The 15029-nt window shown below is 66.7% G+C and carries 15 protein-coding genes; 8 read left to right on the top strand and 7 right to left on the bottom strand.

What is annotated here, in order from left to right; all coding sequences use genetic code 11:
- Positions 1 to 55 precede the first annotated feature (55 nt).
- A complete protein-coding gene (locus P1K30_RS05485; RefSeq protein ID WP_275631687.1) occupies positions 56 to 1336 on the bottom strand; it encodes an RsmB/NOP family class I SAM-dependent RNA methyltransferase in 1281 nt (426 codons plus the stop codon).
- 76 nt (positions 1337 to 1412) lie between these two features.
- Here P1K30_RS05485 and P1K30_RS05480 point away from each other — a divergent pair, with 76 nt between their 5' ends.
- On the top strand, positions 1413 to 1592 hold the full coding sequence (locus P1K30_RS05480; RefSeq protein WP_275631686.1) for a DUF1674 domain-containing protein: 180 nt from the start codon (positions 1413 to 1415) through the stop codon (positions 1590 to 1592).
- A 102-nt stretch (positions 1593 to 1694) separates the two neighbouring features.
- On the opposite strand, the gene dapB is transcribed toward P1K30_RS05480, so the two are convergent.
- A complete protein-coding gene (gene dapB, locus P1K30_RS05475; protein ID WP_275631685.1) occupies positions 1695 to 2507 on the bottom strand; it encodes a 4-hydroxy-tetrahydrodipicolinate reductase in 813 nt (270 codons plus the stop codon).
- A 112-nt stretch (positions 2508 to 2619) separates the two neighbouring features.
- Between dapB and rbfA the strand changes: the two genes are divergently transcribed.
- Genes rbfA through P1K30_RS05455 form a run of 4 tightly spaced genes read left to right on the top strand, consistent with a single transcriptional unit; the run spans position 2620 to position 5225 of the window.
- Positions 2620 to 3018 (top strand): 30S ribosome-binding factor RbfA, encoded by a 399-nt coding sequence (rbfA, locus tag P1K30_RS05470; RefSeq protein WP_275631684.1) that lies wholly within the window; start codon positions 2620 to 2622, stop codon positions 3016 to 3018.
- Entirely contained in the window at positions 3005 to 3760 is a 756-nt protein-coding gene (locus P1K30_RS05465) for a phosphodiester glycosidase family protein (RefSeq protein WP_275631683.1), read from the top strand. Before rbfA ends, P1K30_RS05465 begins: the two co-directional genes overlap by 14 nt.
- A gap of 53 nt (positions 3761 to 3813) precedes the next feature.
- Complete coding sequence (gene truB, locus P1K30_RS05460) at positions 3814 to 4719, top strand: tRNA pseudouridine(55) synthase TruB (protein ID WP_275631682.1); 906 nt, start codon at positions 3814 to 3816, stop codon at positions 4717 to 4719.
- Positions 4716 to 5225: a DUF1643 domain-containing protein gene (locus P1K30_RS05455; RefSeq protein WP_275631681.1), complete on the top strand. Its 510-nt coding sequence runs from the start codon at positions 4716 to 4718 to the stop codon at positions 5223 to 5225. The genes truB and P1K30_RS05455 overlap by 4 nt, the downstream gene beginning before the upstream one ends.
- A 24-nt stretch (positions 5226 to 5249) precedes the next feature.
- On the opposite strand, the gene P1K30_RS05450 is transcribed toward P1K30_RS05455, so the two are convergent.
- The 3 genes from P1K30_RS05450 to P1K30_RS05440 form a co-directional block, all read right to left on the bottom strand.
- On the bottom strand, positions 5250 to 5939 hold the full coding sequence (locus tag P1K30_RS05450; protein ID WP_275631680.1) for an anti-sigma factor: 690 nt from the start codon (positions 5937 to 5939) through the stop codon (positions 5250 to 5252).
- Positions 5936 to 6478: a sigma-70 family RNA polymerase sigma factor gene (locus P1K30_RS05445; protein WP_275631679.1), complete on the bottom strand. Its 543-nt coding sequence runs from the start codon at positions 6476 to 6478 to the stop codon at positions 5936 to 5938. Before P1K30_RS05445 ends, P1K30_RS05450 begins: the two co-directional genes overlap by 4 nt.
- Positions 6479 to 6563: 85 nt before the next feature.
- Complete coding sequence (locus P1K30_RS05440) at positions 6564 to 7973, bottom strand: FAD-binding oxidoreductase (protein ID WP_275631678.1); 1410 nt, start codon at positions 7971 to 7973, stop codon at positions 6564 to 6566.
- A gap of 97 nt (positions 7974 to 8070) precedes the next feature.
- Here P1K30_RS05440 and P1K30_RS05435 point away from each other — a divergent pair, with 97 nt between their 5' ends.
- Entirely contained in the window at positions 8071 to 10110 is a 2040-nt protein-coding gene (locus tag P1K30_RS05435) for an NADH:flavin oxidoreductase (protein WP_275632274.1), read from the top strand.
- Positions 10111 to 10188: 78 nt separating this feature from the next.
- Here P1K30_RS05435 and hemN read toward each other — a convergent pair whose 3' ends face one another.
- Positions 10189 to 11544: an oxygen-independent coproporphyrinogen III oxidase gene (gene hemN, locus P1K30_RS05430; protein ID WP_275631677.1), complete on the bottom strand. Its 1356-nt coding sequence runs from the start codon at positions 11542 to 11544 to the stop codon at positions 10189 to 10191.
- 68 nt (positions 11545 to 11612) lie between these two features.
- Between hemN and fnrL the strand changes: the two genes are divergently transcribed.
- Positions 11613 to 12353 (top strand): transcriptional regulator FnrL, encoded by a 741-nt coding sequence (fnrL, locus tag P1K30_RS05425; protein WP_275631676.1) that lies wholly within the window; start codon positions 11613 to 11615, stop codon positions 12351 to 12353.
- A 21-nt stretch (positions 12354 to 12374) separates the two neighbouring features.
- Here fnrL and P1K30_RS05420 read toward each other — a convergent pair whose 3' ends face one another.
- Positions 12375 to 13214: a universal stress protein gene (locus P1K30_RS05420; protein WP_275631675.1), complete on the bottom strand. Its 840-nt coding sequence runs from the start codon at positions 13212 to 13214 to the stop codon at positions 12375 to 12377.
- Between the two features lie 206 nt (positions 13215 to 13420).
- Between P1K30_RS05420 and ccoN the strand changes: the two genes are divergently transcribed.
- Positions 13421 to 15022 carry a cytochrome-c oxidase, cbb3-type subunit I gene (ccoN, locus tag P1K30_RS05415; protein WP_275631674.1) on the top strand — a complete coding sequence of 534 codons (1602 nt, stop codon included), beginning with the start codon at positions 13421 to 13423 and terminating at the stop codon, positions 15020 to 15022.
- The last annotated feature ends 7 nt before the right edge of the window (positions 15023 to 15029 follow it).

Here is a 15029-nt window from a genome sequence, read left to right as displayed (position 1 = left end):
TGGTTTGACGGCATACTAGGCAGAAGGCTGCCCCGAGTCATGCCGGGAATCCGGCTCAGGCGTCTTTTCGCAGGGCTGCGATGAAGAAGCCGTCCATTCCGCCACGGTCCTTCCACAGATCCGGGGTCAGGCGCAGGCCCTCGTCGCACAGCCACCCGTCCTCGACGCCCGGGACCCGAAGCACGTCGGTCTCCAGCCGAAGGCTGGGGTGTCGTGTCAGGGCCTCTTCGATCTGCACTTCGCCTTCGTCGGGCAGCAGGGAACAGGTGCAATACACAAGCAGGCCGCCGGGTTTCAGCCAGTCGACGGCGCGGTCCAGCATCGCTTCCTGCAGGGCGAAGAGGCCAGCGAACTCGGCGCCGTCGCGGGCGTGGGGCAGGTCGGGGTGGCGGCGGATGGTGCCGGTGGCGGAACACGGCGCGTCCAGCAGGATCGCGTCGAACGGCGCGTCAGGTGTCCATTCCAGCGCGTCAGCGGTGACGGTCTTGGCCGACAGGCCGGTGCGGGCGAGGTTCTCGGCCACGCGGGTCATGCGATGTTCGGACAGGTCCAGCGCGGTCACCTCGGCGCCGGCGGCGGCCAGTTGCATCGTCTTGCCGCCCGGCGCGGCGCACATGTCCAGCACGCGCGCGCCCGTCGCCGGGGCCAGACCACCGGCAAGGGCCCGGGCGGGGGTCGCTGCGGCGGCATCCTGCACCCACCAGTCGCCGCTTTCGAAACCGGGCAGGGCGGTGACCTGCGCGCGGCTGTCGAGGCGCACGCTGCCTGTGGGCAGCGCCACGCCCCCGACACGTGCACCCAGCGCGGCGGCGTCGCCGTCCTTCGGGGTCAGGTCCAGCGGTGCACCGGCGGCATGGGCGGCTTCCATCGCTTCGATCTTGCGGCGCCCGTATCCGGCGATCAGCGGCCCGCGCAGCCAGTTCGGCAATTTCGGAAGCTGCGTGCGGTCCCATGCGGCCACGTCCACCTTGCGCAGCACGGCATTCGCCAGACCGGCGGCGGGCTTGGTCTTTTTCGTCTCGCCCATCAGGGTGACGGCCGCGTCCACGACCCCGTGCGCCGCCGCGCCGTCGACGGCCATCTCGACCACCGCCATCCGCAGCGCGTTGCGCACGGGCAGGTTGGGGGCCTTTTTCAGGAACGGTTTCAGCACCCGGTCGGCCCGGTCGGCCCAGCGGAGCGTCTCGACCGTCAGGCGCTGGGCCCGCGCCCGGTCCTCGGGCGGCAGTTTGTCCAGCGCGCGGGGCAGAAGTTCCGACAACAGGCGGCCTTCGCCCGTCACCTGGCCCAAAAGCCAGAGGGCGCTGCGGCGCGGAGCGAGCCCGGGTTTGGTCATTGGCAGGGACCTTTGAATTGCGGAACGACCCGCGCGGGGTATATCACGGAACGCGAACCGGCAAGGAGCGTGACCGATGGCCGACGACACCAAGAAGGACCTTCCCCCCGCCGCGCAGCGCGCGCTGGCCGAGGCCGAAGAGCGCCGCAAGGCCGCGAAAGCGGTAGAGCTGCCCACCGAACTGGGTGGCCGCGACGGGCCGGAGCCCGTGCGCTATGGCGATTGGGAGAAGAAGGGGCTGGCCGTCGATTTCTGACGGTCCTGTCCGGAACAGGGGGCGCTGCCCCCGCCGCGCCTTGCGCGGCTCCCCCGAGGTATTTGGAAAGAGAAGAAGCCCCGGGGGACAAGGGGCGCGGGCCTAGTCCAGCCCGAGCACGTCCAGCATGTCGTATTCGCCGGGCTTCTTGTCCTGCCCCCACAGCACGGCCTTGAGCGCGCCCTTGGCGAACAGGCTGCGGTCCGAGGCGAGATGGCGCAGCACGAGGCGTTCGCCGTCGCCCGCGAAGATCACGTCGTGTTCGCCGACGATGTCGCCGCCACGGATCGCGGAAAAGCCGATGTCGCCCGTCTTGCGAGCGCCGGTGATCCCGTCGCGGCCCGAATCGCGGACCTTGTCCAGCTGGACGCCGCGCCCTTCGGCAGCGGCTTCGCCCAGCATCAGCGCGGTGCCCGAGGGGGCGTCGACCTTGCGGTTGTGGTGCGCCTCGACGATCTCGATATCGTAGTCCTCGTCCAGCGCGGCGGCGACCATCCGGGTCAGCTTGACCAGCAGGTTCACGCCCAGCGACATGTTTCCGGCGCGCACGATCACCGCGTGGCGGGCGGCGGCTGAGATCTTTTCAAGGTGCTCGGGCGCCAGCCCGGTGGTGCCGATGACGTGCACCGCGCGCGCCTGCGCCGCGATGCCGGCGAACTGCACGGTGGCCTCTGGCGAGGTGAAATCAAGGATGCCCTGCGCCTTGGCGAAGGCTTCCAGCGGATCGTCGGTGACAGTGATGCCGCACTGCGGGCCGCCCATCGCCTCGCCCAGATCGCGGCCGACCCAGTCGCTGCCCGGGCGCTCGACCGCGCCCACGAGGCGCAGGTTGTCCGATTCCATGACGAGCTTTGCCAGCATCTGCCCCATGCGGCCCGATGCCCCCGTCACCACGATTCCCGGCGTGCCTTCCATGCGTCCCTCCGTCGTTTGCCCCGTTGCTGGGTTCGACCGGACTTAGCGCCGTGGCGCGGATTTGGCAAAGGCCGGGATTGCAAGAATGGCTGTTCCGGCCTAGATGGCGGGCATGGCCAGACAGCTATCAGACCGGGGCGCGGGCCCCTCCCAGCGCCAGCTGCGCGTCGGCGAACTTATTCGCCGCACGTTGTCGGACGTGTTGAACCGGGCCGAGATCCACGATCCGGACCTGAACCGCATGTCGATCACCGTGGGCGAGGTGCGGACCTCGCCGGACCTGAAGGTGGCGACCGCTTTCGTCATGCCGCTGGGTGGCGGCAACCGGGACGAGGCGCTGGCGGCGCTGCGCCGGAACCGGCACGAGCTGCGGCGCGCGGTGAACAAGGGGCTGACGCTGAAGTATTCCCCCGAGCTGCGCTTCGTCATCGACGAGAGCTTCGACCGGATGGACGAGACGCGGCAGCTGCTGGACCGCGACGACGTGCGCCGCGATCTTGACGAGGACTGAGCCGGTGCGCCTGCTGGCGTTCCTTCTTGGACTATTCGCCGCGCCCGTGGCCGTTCAGGCCGGCGCCTGCCAGACCGACAGGTTCGACGGTGCGCGCATCACGTGGTGCACGGTGGACCTTGCGGCAGAGGACATGCGGCTGTGGCTGAACGACGCCGACGCCGCGCCCTTTGGCACCTTCAACCGGATCGACGCGGCGCTTGGCGCCCGGGGCGAGCGGCTGGGCATCGCGATGAACGCGGGCATGTATCACCAAGACCGCGCACCCGTCGGCCTGTATATCGAGGACGGGGAAGAGATCGCGCCAATCGTCACGTCGAAAGGGCCGGGCAATTTCGGGATGCTGCCGAACGGGGTGTTCTGCCTGCAGGACGGTCGGGCGCAGGTGATCGAAAGCCGCGCCTATGCCGCCGATCCGCCCGCCTGCCGCTTTGCGACCCAGTCGGGGCCGATGCTGGTGATCGACGGGGCCCTGCATCCGCGGTTTCTTCCGGCCAGCGAAAGCACCTATGTCCGAAACGGTGTGGGGGTCCGGCCCGGCGGGCGCGAGCTGGTGCTGGCGATCTCGGACGAGCCGGTGAACTTTCACCTGTTCGCGCGGTTCTTCCGCGACCATGCGGGCACGCCGAATGCGCTGTACCTCGACGGGAACGTGTCGCGGCTTTACGCGCCGCAGCTGGACCGGGTCGACGGCGGGCGCCCGATGGGGCCGGTGCTGGGCACGGTGGTGCCGGCAGGTTGACTTGACGGCCGCGCCGGGCTAGCCCGCGCGCTCAATTTTCAACGGAGACGGCGATGGGACGCAGACGCAAGGGCCGCGACATTTCGGGGTGGCTGGTGGTGGACAAACCCGCTGGCATCACCTCGACCTCGGTGGTCAACAAGGTGCGCTGGGCGTTCGACGCGAAGAAGGCGGGACACGCCGGGACGCTGGACCCGGATGCCACCGGTGTTCTGGCCGTGGCGTTGGGCGAGGCGACCAAGACCGTGCCGTATATCACCGACGCGATGAAGGCCTACAGCTTCATTGTCCGTCTGGGGCAGGCCACCAACACCGACGACGCCGAAGGCGAGGTCATCGCGGATAGCGACGCACGCCCGACCGACGACGAGATCCGCGCCGCGCTGGGGCAGTTCACCGGCGACATCATGCAGGTGCCGCCGCAGTTTTCGGCCGTGAAGATCGACGGCGAGCGCGCCTATAAACGGGCCCGCGACGGGGAAGAGATGGAACTGGCCGCGCGGCCGCTGTTCGTCGAGGAACTGAACCTAGTCGCGCGCCCCGATGCCGACCATGTCGAGCTTGAGATGATCTGCGGCAAGGGGGGCTACGTCCGGTCCATCGCGCGCGATCTTGGCGCGGCGCTGGGCTGTCACGGGCATGTCGTCTCGCTGCGCCGCGTCTGGTCCGGCCCGTTCGAGGCCGAGGACGGCGTGTCGCTGGATCTGCTGGACGAACTGGCGAAATCCGAGGAGCTGGACCAGTACCTGCGTCCGCTGGAGGAAGGTCTTGCCGACCTGCCGGAACTGCGCGCGACGGCAGAGGGAGCGGCGAAGCTGCGGAACGGCAATCCCGGTATGGTGCTGACCTCGGACGCCGAGTACGGCGACGAGGCATGGGCGTCCCACGACGGGCGCGCGGTGGCCGTGGGGATTTATCGCGCCGGGGAACTGCACCCCAGCCGGGTGTTCAACACGTGATCAGCCGCGACTTTCAGAAGGGCGACGCGCAGTCCACCGCCGTCTATTCCGACTGCGAGCAGTATCGTTACCTGCTGACCCGGACATGGGACCCGGCGGGGCGGAAGGCGCTGTTCATCATGCTGAACCCGTCGACCGCGACCGAGGTACAGAACGACCCGACCGTCGAACGCTGCGAGCGGCGGGCGCGCACGCTGGGGTTCGGCGCGTTCCGGGTGACGAACATCTTCGCCTATCGCGCCACCGACCCGAAGGTGATGCGCGCCGTGGCCGATCCGGTGGGTCCAGAGAACGATGCCGCCATCGCCGACAGCGCGCCGTGGGCGGACCAGATCGTCTGTGCGTGGGGCACGCATGGCGCGCATCTGGACCGGGGGGCGCAGGTGGAACGCCTGCTGCGGGCGACCGGCCTGCCGCTGTTTCACCTTGGATTGTCGAAGCACGGGCATCCGAAGCACCCGCTGTACATCGGCTATGCCGTTCAGCCCGAGCTATGGGCGCACTAGCAAAGGCGTATTAGGCCGGGCGGACTAGGCGGCGGGCGAGATTTCCCCGACGGCCAGCACGTCTCCGGTCGGCGCCCCTGTGGGTGATCCGCCTTCGGGTTCGTCCGAGACCGCAAGCACGGCGCCTTGCAGGGCGGCGCGCTGTTCCGGTGCCAGCGTCAGCACGGTGACCGGCTCTTCGCCCAGCAGGCCAAGCGATATCGGCCCGTCCGCCCCTTCGGGGATCAGCCAAAGTTCCAGCGACCGGCCCGCACGGGGGGTGCCTTCGGTCCGGTTCAGGCGGATTTCGCCCGTGGCTTGGTCCAGCGTGGCCGCGATCAGCAGCGAACTGTCCTCGGCCGCGATTTGCGCGGTGTGGGTGGCCATCGGCGCCGGACGGTCCGGCGGGGTCAGGAACATCAGCCCGACGATCAGCGCGGCCGCGATCAGGCCGCCGGCAAGGGTGCCCTGCCACGGCAGCGGCCAGCGCCGGCGCGGTGCGCCGAACAGGCGGCGCTCGATCCGGGCCTGAACGGCGGGCGGCGGCGTGGTTTCGGGGATGGTGTCGGCCAGCGCGACGAAATGTTCGTCCCACGTGACAACCATCGAGCGCAGCGTGGTTTCATCGCGCAGACGCAGTTCGAACCCGCGCAGTTCTTCGGCGGGAAGCAGACCAAGGACGTATTCGCCGGCAAGGGCGACATCATCGTCATCATGGTCCGTCACGCCAGTCATCGGGTCAGACAATCCCTTAGGTTCAGCAGGCTGCGGCGCAGCCATGTTCGCATCGTGTTCAACGGGACGCCGTAGCGTTCCGCGAGATCCTTGTAGCTGTCCCCATCAAGATAAGCGCCGCGCACAGCGCCCGCGCGGTCGGCGTCGAGTTCCTTGAGGCAGTCCATGATTTGCTGCCGTTCGGACGCGGCGATCACCTCGCCTTCCGGGGTCAGACCCGGCGAGGCGACGTCAGCGGCCTCTTCGATCCCGGAAGACGGCGTCTTGCGGGCCCTGAGCTTGTCGATGGCGATGTTGCGCGCCATCGTGATCAGCCAGGTCATCGGTGAGTACCCGTTCGCGGAATAGGCGTCGGCCTTGTTCCAGATGCGAACGTACACGTCCTGCAGCGCCTCGTCGGCTTCTGCCCTGTTCTTCAAGACACGAAGGCAGACGCCATAGAGTTTCGCCGATGTTTCGGCATACAGCGTCGAGAACGCCTCTCGGTCACGCAGTTTCACCCGCGCGATCAGTTCCTCGATTTCGTCCCGTGTCGCCATCGGCGTCCGATTTCCTCCCGGCGCGAGGTCCGCCGCCGCAGGGTGCGGCGCGGCGTCTCTGCTTGGCCAAGCCTAGCGTACCGGTTCAATCGGGCAAGACTTTCCCGGGGTTCAGCAGATTCTGCGGGTCCAGCGCGGCCTTGATGGTACGCATGACGTCGATCGCCACCGGGTTCTTCCGACGTGCCATCGACGGCTTCTTGTACTGCCCGATCCCGTGTTCCGCCGAGAACGAGCCGCCAAGCGACAGGACCACGTCCTCGACCTTTTCGACCAGCGCGTCCTGCAACGCGGGGTCCTTCTTCGACGGGTAGGCGGTATAGTGCACGTTGCCGTCGCCAAGGTGAGACACGCAGATCCACTGGGCGTCCGCGTCCAGTTCGGCCAATACCTGTTCCATCCGCTCTAGGAAGACATGCACCTTGTCCAGCGGCAGGGCGACGTCGCAGTTCACCAGCGGAAGCCGCCCCGTCGTCACCTGCGCGGCCTCTTCGCGGCGCTGCCACATCTCGCGGCGCTGTGCTTCGTTGCGGGCGACCACGGCGTCCAGCACCGCGCCGTCCTCCATCATCTCGGCCAGCACCTCTTCGAGGTAGTCGACGATCGGAACCGATCCAACGTCGCCCGGCGTCGCGTCGCGCGGGGCCAATGCGCCGACCTCGACCATCAGGTTGATGTCGTGCGGCGCGTCGAACGGTTCGCGCTGGTCGGGAAAGCGGGCAAGGTGGCCTTCGATATAGCTGCGGGGCATGAACTCGAACGCCTCGACCGCGCCGCCGGTGGCGATCTGCAGCCGGTTCAGCAGTTTCAGCGCATCGGGCAGCGTCGGCGTCGCGACCATCGCGGTGGCATAGGCGGCGGGCTTGGGCGACAGCTTCATCACCGCGGCGGTGATGATGCCAAGCGTACCTTCCGCGCCGATGAACAGATCCTTTAGGGCATAGCCCGAGTTGTCCTTGTGCAGCTCGCTCATCAGGTTCATCACCCGGCCATCCGCCAGCACGACCTCAAGTCCAAGGCACAGGCCCCGGGTCGAGCCATAGCGCACCACGTTCGACCCGCCCGCGTTGGTCGACAGCACCCCGCCGATCATCGCCGAACCCTTCGCGCCGAAGGTCAGCGGGAAGACAAGGTTCTTCGCCTCGCACGCTTCGTGAAGATTGCTTAGGATCACCCCGGCCTCGACGATAGCGGTGCGGGCGTCAGGGCGGATTTCGCGGATCTTGTTCATCCGCTCGACCGACAGCAGGATCTGCCCGTTTGCCTGCGCGCCGCCGGTCAGCCCGGTGCGACCGCTGGCGGGCACCACGGGGGTGCCGGTTTCGGCGGCCAGCTTTACGATTGCCGAAACCTCGTCGGTGGTCGCCGGACGCACCACGCACAGCGGGTCGGACGGGAATTTCTTCGTCCAGTCGTCGCGATAGGGTGCGGTCGCGTCGCCGGTCAGCACTTGCGTGTCGCCCACGATGTCCTTCAGACCTGCGATAAGATCCATGCGTCCCTCCCATGATGCGCGGATGACCCCTCACATGACGTTTTTCGCCCTGACCGGCAAGGGGTTGGCCGATAGGTTCACCTTCGGAGGTAACGTCATGTCCAACGATCCGCTGCTTCAGCCCTACCGTTTGAAGCACCTCACGCTGAAGAACCGCATCATGTCGACGGCGCACGAACCGGCCTATTCCGAGAACGGGATGCCGACCGAACGCTATCGCCTGTACCATCAGGAAAAGGCCAAGGGGGGCTGCGCCCTGACGATGACGGCGGGGTCCGCCGTGGTGTCGCGCGACAGCCCCGAGGCATTCGGCAACCTGCTGGCGTGGAAGGACGAGATCGTGCCGTGGCTGGCCGAGCTGACGGACGCCTGCCATCAGGAAGGCTGTGCTGTGATGATCCAGCTGACACACCTTGGCTGGCGCACCGGCTGGAACAAAGGCGACTGGCTGCCCGTCGTTGCGCCGTCGGCCCTGCGCGAACCGGCGCACCGGGCCTTTCCGAAGGCGATGGAAGACTGGGATTTCGAGCGGATCGTCGCAGACTATGCCACCGCGGCGCAGCGGATGCAGGCGGCGGGGCTGGATGGGATCGAGTTCGAAAGCTACGGCCACCTGATCGACGCCTTCTGGTCGCCCTATCAGAACCGGCGCGACGACGACTATGGCGGGTCGCTGGCCAACCGGCTGCGGTTCATGTGGCAGGTGATCGACGGCGTGCGCGACGCGGTGGGACCGGATTTCATCGTGGGTCTGCGCATGGTCGCAGACGAGCAGTTCGAGAAGGGGCTAAGCCGCGAGGAAGGGGTCGAGATCGCCCGCCGCGTGGCGGACAGCGGCAAGGTCGACTTCATCAACCTGATCCGCGGCCGCATCGCCACCGATGCCGAACTGACGGGTGTGATCCCGGTGCAGGGCATGGCCAGCGCGCCGCATCTGGATTTCGCCGGAGAGGTTCGCGCCGCGACCGGGTTCCCGGTGTTCCACGCCTCGAAGATCTCGGACGTGGCGACGGCGCGGCACGCCGTGGCCAGCGGCAAGCTGGACATGGTCGGCATGACCCGCGCCCACATCGCGGACCCCCACATCGCGCGGAAGGTCGCGGCGGGGCACGAGGACCGCATTCGGCCCTGTGTCGGCGCGACCTATTGCCTTGACCGGATCTACGAAGGCGGCGGCGCGCTGTGCATCCACAACGCCGCGACAGGGCGCGAAGAGTCCCTGCCGCACGAAATCCCGAAGGCCGCCACGCCCAAGCGCGTGGTCGTAGTGGGCGCCGGTCCCACCGGGCTGGAAGCCGCGCGCGTGGCCGCCGAACGCGGGCACGACGTGACCGTGTTCGAGGCGTCCGACCGCGCGGGCGGGCAGATGAACCTGCTGGCCGCCAACCCCCGCCGGCGCGAGATGATCGGCATCGTCGACTGGCGGCTGGAGGAACTGGACCGGCTGGGCGTCGAGATCCGCTATAACCTGTACGCCGAGGCCGAGGACGTTCTGGGCCAGCGCCCGGACGTGGTGATCGTCGCGACCGGAGGTCTGCCGCAATCGCCAGAGATGGATGGCGATACGCTTGCAGTGTCCAGTTGGGACGTCCTGTCCGGAGAGGTGAAGCCCGCGGGCCGGGTGCTGGTCTACGACGACAACGGCGGCCACCCCGGCATGAGTGCGGCCGAAATCATCGCCGCATCGGGCGCCGAGGTCGAGATCGTCACCCCCGAACGCCAGTTCGCACCCGAGATCGGCGGCATGAACCATGCGCCCTACATGGCTGCGTTCCAGAAGGCCGGCGTCCGCGTCACCATCAACACCCGCGTCACCGCGCTGCGCCGGGACGGCAACACGCTGGTCGCGACGCTGGGGTCGGATTATGCGCCCGGCTATTCCGAAGAGCGACGAGTCGATCAGGTGGTGGTCGAACACGGCACCGAGGCGCTGGACGAGCTGTACCTCGCGCTGAAGCCCCAGTCGCGCAATCTGGGCGCGGTGGACTACGACGCGCTGGCGACAGGAACGGGAGAGCTGTTGCCACAGCGGAACCCCGAAGGCGCGTTCCTGCTGTACCGCATCGGCGACGCGGTGGCGTCACGCAACATCCACGCGGGGATTTACGACGCGGTGCGCTATGGCATCCGATGGTGAGCGGTAGGTGAAGCGTTGAAGACAAAAAGCCGCGCGTCGGGAAGGCGCGCGGCTTTGGCATAGGGTCGTCCCGATCGGTCAGACGGCGTGGCTGTGGCCCGAAGCCGGTGCGGCGTAGGCGTCGAAGTGGCGTGCGATCATGCGGGCCAGCGGGCGGCCTTCGGGCAGGATCTCGATCAGCCCGTCCGTCACCGTCAGCATCTCGGGGAAGGCCTGCGGCAGGGTCTTCGCCTGTGCCAGCACGGCTGCCGGGTTCGTTCCGGTCTCGGATGCGGCTTGGTCGATGTCGGCGCGGAAATCGCACAGCAGCATCTCGATGACCCGGCCGCGCAGCAGGTCTTCGCCTGCGAAGGCGTGGCCGCGAGACGTTGCCAGCGCGCCCTCGCGCACCCGGCGCTGGTAGCCCGAGGTCGACGGATCGTTCTGCGCGTAGCCTTGCGGATACCGCGAGATCGACGAAGCGCCCACACCGATCAGCGTGTTCGAACTGTCCTCGGTGTAGCCTTGGAAATTTCGGCGCATAGTGCCGTCGCGCCATGCGACTTCCAGCCCGTCGCCGGGGCGGGCGAAGTGGTCGATGCCGATCTCTTCGAACCCGTCCCACAGGAACAGTTTGCGGGCGGTGTTGAACAGGGCAAGGCGTTCTTCGGGCGCGGGCAGCGCGTCGGTCGGGATCAGCCCCTGCCGCTTGGCCATCCAAGGCACGTGGGCATAGCCGAACAGCGCGACCCGGTCGGGGTTCAGCGACAGCAGCTTCTGCACCGAATCCGCGATCTTCGCTTCTGTCTGGTACGGCAGCCCGTACAGGATATCGGCGTTCAGGCTGTGGATGCCGCGGGCGCGCAGACCCTCGACCGCCTTGCGCGTGATGTCATAGCTTTGCGGGCGGCCAATGGTTTCCTGAATTTGCGCGTCGAAATCTTGAATGCCCAGCGAGGCGCGGTTCATCCCGGCCTCGGCCAGTGCGTCCAGGCGGGCCTCGTCGATCTCGTTCGGGTCGATCTCGACCGAGAACTGTGCGCCCTCGGCCAGCGGCGCGACCTCGAAGATCGCGCGGGCGAGGTCCAGGATAAGGTCTGCCGACATCAGCGTCGGCGTGCCGCCGCCCCAGTGCAGGTGTTCCAGCGTCACGCCCTCGGGCAGGGCGCGTGCGATGGTCGCAAGCTCGGCCTTCAGCGTTTCGACATAGGCCGCGACGGGCGACAGTGTTGACGTCCCCTGCGTGCGGCAAGCACAGAACCAGCACAACCTTCGGCAGAACGGGACGTGGACGTACAGCGACACCTGTCCGCCGGCCGGGATTGCACGCAACCACGCCTGGGTTTCATCGGCCCCGACAGCGTCGGAGAACTGCGGTGCGGTGGGGTAACTTGTATAGCGCGGCACACGCGCATCAAAGAGACCCAGCCGCTTGAGTTGCGTTAGCTGTTCCATGAGCGTAGCATGTCACGACGCGATGGGGGCCACTTTGATCCGGATCAAGTGGCAGAAGAAAGCCAGTCATGACCGAGTTGTTGCTTGAAGAGCGGAATTGCGAAAGCTGCCCGATTCGACATCGAGCAGTCTGTTCCAAGTGTGAACCGGACGAACTGCACCTTCTGGACAGCATTAAGTACTACAGGACTTACGAAGCGGGGCAGCCTGTCGTCTGGGCGGGTGACGAAATGGATTTCGTCGCGTCAGTCGTCAGCGGCATCGCGACGCTGAGCCAGACGATGGAGGACGGGCGCACCCAGATGGTGGGCCTGCTGCTTCCGTCGGATTTCCTTGGTCGTCCGGGCCGCGTGACCGCGCCGTATGACGTGACCTCGAACAGCAACCTGACGTTGTGCTGCTTCCGCCGGCGCCCGTTCGAGAAACTGCTTCACGACACCCCTTCCATCGCCCAGCGCCTGCTGGAGATGACGCTGGACGAACTGGACGCGGCGCGCCAGTGGATGCTGATCCTTGGCCGCAAGACCGCGCGCGAGAAGATCGCCAGCCTGCTGACCATCATCGCCCAGCGCGAGGCTTCGCTGCACAAGCGGCGCCCGACCGACGGATCGACCTTCGAGCTTCCGCTGACGCGCGAGGCGATGGCCGACTATCTTGGCCTGACGCTTGAAACCGTCAGCCGGCAGGTGTCGGCGCTGAAGCGCGACGGCATCATCGAGCTGGAAGGCAAACGCCTTGTGACGGTGCCCGACTTCGAGGCGCTGATGGCCGAGACCGGCGATGACGCCGATGGCGGTCTGCCGGTCTAGGCCGTTCCTAAGCACGATCCGTCAGTGCGCCATCAGGACGGGAACGTCCGCGTTTTCCAGCATGTTGCGCGTTGCCCCACCAAGGATCGCCTCGCGGAAGCGGGAATGGCCGTAGGCGCCCATCACGATCAGGTTGGCGCCGCGGTCGTCGCACAGCCGCAGGATGATGTCGGACACTTTCGGCATAGATTTCGCCAGCACGCAGATCTCTGTCCGGACACCGTGCCGCACCAGAACCTGCGACAGCTCGCCGCCCGGATCGGACCGGTCGGGGCTGTGGGTCGGGGGTTCGACGATGGCGATGCAGGTGTCGTCGGCCTGCTTGAGCAGCGGTAGAGCCGCACGGACCGCTGTCAGCGCCTCGGCGCTTTCGTTCCAACCGATCACCACGTTCGAGAAATTCGCGGGAAGCGTCGCCCCATCAGGAATAACCAGCACGGGAACCGATCCGTTGAACAGCGCGGCCTCGACGATTGCCTCGGTCTCGACCGACTTGTCCGCGCCATAGGGCTTGGGCAACACGACCAGATCCGCAAGCCGGGTCCGGTACGCGATCAGCGGCGTCATCGCGGCGATCTGAGTCGTGGCCGAGCGGACGGCATAGCTGAGTCCCTGCCGGCTCAGCAGCGCGTCGACCGCGGATTCCAAAGCCTCGGCATCGGCCTGCGCCTGAACAAGGTTGTCCTGCAGCACGACGGCACTGGCGCCGGAATAATAGAACCCGGGCTGCGTCCGGTCGACACCAAGGCACAGCACGTCCAGGTGCGCCTCTTCGCGCGTGGCAAGGGCGATCGCCGCGTCCAGCGCGGCCTGGTCCTTGCCCAGGTCGGTCACGATAGTTGCGATTGTTTTGTAGGACATGCTGCATCCCTCCGAAGAGCGTTTCCGGGCGTCGCGATGCGTGACGCCCGATCCGTATGGACATCGTCATACTGTCAGAACTGCCGTCCCAAGCATTGACATGGATCAAGGAATTCCCGCCGTCGCCGGTGCACATGCAGGGTGTCGGAAAAGGACCGGCGCACGAAGATTCCATGCGCCGGGATAAGGACAAAAGGGACGATTCCATGTGGAACACAGTGAAGCTGGTGGTGCTTGGACTCGTGGCGCTTTTCGCCGCGATCGCCGCCAACTACGGTCGGGACCTGTCTTATCAGGTTCACGCCGTGATCATCATGTTCGTCGCCGCCGGGCTGTTTATCTGGACCCTGCGGCGCTTTGACGAACCGGTGGCAGCAGCCAACCCCAACGAGTATCTCGATGGGCCGATCCGGGCGGGCGCGATCGCCACGGCCTTCTGGGGCGCGGTGGGCTTTCTTGCGGGCGTTTTCATCGCCGCGCAGCTGGCCTTTCCGGTGCTTAACTTCGAGTGGGCGCAGGGCTATGCCAACTTCGGGCGGCTGCGGCCGCTGCATACCTCGGCGGTGATCTTCGCGTTCGGGGGCAACGCGCTGCTGTGTACGTCGTTCTACGTGGTCCAGCGGACCTCGGCCGCGCGCCTGTTCGGCGGCAATCTCGCCTGGTTCGTGTTCTGGGGCTACAACCTGTTCATCGTTCTGGCGGCCACCGGCTATCTGCTGGGCGGCACCCAGTCGAAAGAATATGCCGAGCCCGAATGGTACATCGACCTGTGGCTGACGATCGTCTGGGTCGCCTACCTTGTGGTCTTCCTCGGGACGATCCTGAAGCGCAAGGAACCCCACATCTACGTGGCGAACTGGTTCTACCTGTCCTTCATCGTCACCATCGCGATGCTGCACATCGTGAACAACCTGTCGATCCCGGTGTCGATCTTCGGATCCAAGTCGGTGCAGGTCTTCGCCGGGGTGCAGGACGCCATGACCCAGTGGTGGTACGGCCACAACGCCGTGGGCTTCTTCCTGACCGCGGGCTTCCTGGGCATGATGTATTACTTCGTGCCGAAGCAGGCCGAGCGCCCGGTCTTCAGCTACAAGCTGTCCATCATCCACTTCTGGGCGCTGATCTTCCTGTACATCTGGGCCGGTCCGCACCACCTGCACTATACCGCGCTGCCCGACTGGGCCTCGACGCTGGGCATGGTGTTCTCGGTGATCCTGTGGATGCCCAGCTGGGGCGGCATGATCAACGGCCTGATGACCCTGTCCGGGGCATGGGACAAGCTGCGCACCGACCCGATCATCCGCATGATGGTTATCTCGATCGGCTTCTACGGCATGTCCACCTTCGAAGGCCCGATGATGTCGATCCGCGCGGTGAACTCGCTGTCGCACTACACCGACTGGACCATCGGCCACGTCCACTCCGGCGCGCTGGGCTGGAACGGCATGATCACCTTCGGCGCCCTGTACTTCCTTGTTCCGCGCCTGTGGAACCGCGAGAAGCTGTATAGCCTGTCGATGGTCAACTGGCACTTCTGGCTCGCCACCATCGGCATCGTTCTCTACGCGGCGTCGATGTGGGTCACGGGCATCATGGAAGGCCTGATGTGGCGCGAAGTCGATGCGCAGGGCTTCCTTGTGAACTCCTTCGCCGACACCGTCGCCGCCAAGTTCCCGATGTACGTCGTCCGTGCCCTTGGTGGGGTGATGTACCTCACTGGTGCGCTGATCATGTGCTACAACCTCTGGATGACCGTGCGGGCCCAGCCGAAGATTTCGGATGCGCCTGCCATGGTCCCGGCCGAATAAGGAGGGC

It is taken from the genome of Psychromarinibacter halotolerans, from assembly GCF_029168315.1.
In the GTDB taxonomy this organism is placed as follows: Bacteria; Pseudomonadota; Alphaproteobacteria; order Rhodobacterales; family Rhodobacteraceae; genus Psychromarinibacter; species Psychromarinibacter halotolerans.
The sequence above is the reverse complement of the archived record's forward strand: the minus strand, read 5'-3'. Positions and strand labels throughout refer to the sequence as shown.

Coding starts and splice junctions, on each gene's coding strand:
- P1K30_RS05485 (WP_275631687.1), bottom strand. CDS start 1,336: ATGACCAAACCCGGGCTCGCTCCGCGCCGCAGCGCCCTCTGGCTTTTG.
- P1K30_RS05480 (WP_275631686.1), top strand. CDS start 1,413: ATGGCCGACGACACCAAGAAGGACCTTCCCCCCGCCGCGCAGCGCGCG.
- dapB (WP_275631685.1), bottom strand. CDS start 2,507: ATGGAAGGCACGCCGGGAATCGTGGTGACGGGGGCATCGGGCCGCATG.
- rbfA (WP_275631684.1), top strand. CDS start 2,620: ATGGCCAGACAGCTATCAGACCGGGGCGCGGGCCCCTCCCAGCGCCAG.
- truB (WP_275631682.1), top strand. CDS start 3,814: ATGGGACGCAGACGCAAGGGCCGCGACATTTCGGGGTGGCTGGTGGTG.
- P1K30_RS05450 (WP_275631680.1), bottom strand. CDS start 5,939: ATGACTGGCGTGACGGACCATGATGACGATGATGTCGCCCTTGCCGGC.
- P1K30_RS05445 (WP_275631679.1), bottom strand. CDS start 6,478: ATGGCGACACGGGACGAAATCGAGGAACTGATCGCGCGGGTGAAACTG.
- P1K30_RS05440 (WP_275631678.1), bottom strand. CDS start 7,973: ATGGATCTTATCGCAGGTCTGAAGGACATCGTGGGCGACACGCAAGTG.
- P1K30_RS05435 (WP_275632274.1), top strand. CDS start 8,071: ATGTCCAACGATCCGCTGCTTCAGCCCTACCGTTTGAAGCACCTCACG.
- hemN (WP_275631677.1), bottom strand. CDS start 11,544: ATGGAACAGCTAACGCAACTCAAGCGGCTGGGTCTCTTTGATGCGCGT.
- fnrL (WP_275631676.1), top strand. CDS start 11,613: ATGACCGAGTTGTTGCTTGAAGAGCGGAATTGCGAAAGCTGCCCGATT.
- P1K30_RS05420 (WP_275631675.1), bottom strand. CDS start 13,214: ATGTCCTACAAAACAATCGCAACTATCGTGACCGACCTGGGCAAGGAC.
- ccoN (WP_275631674.1), top strand. CDS start 13,421: ATGTGGAACACAGTGAAGCTGGTGGTGCTTGGACTCGTGGCGCTTTTC.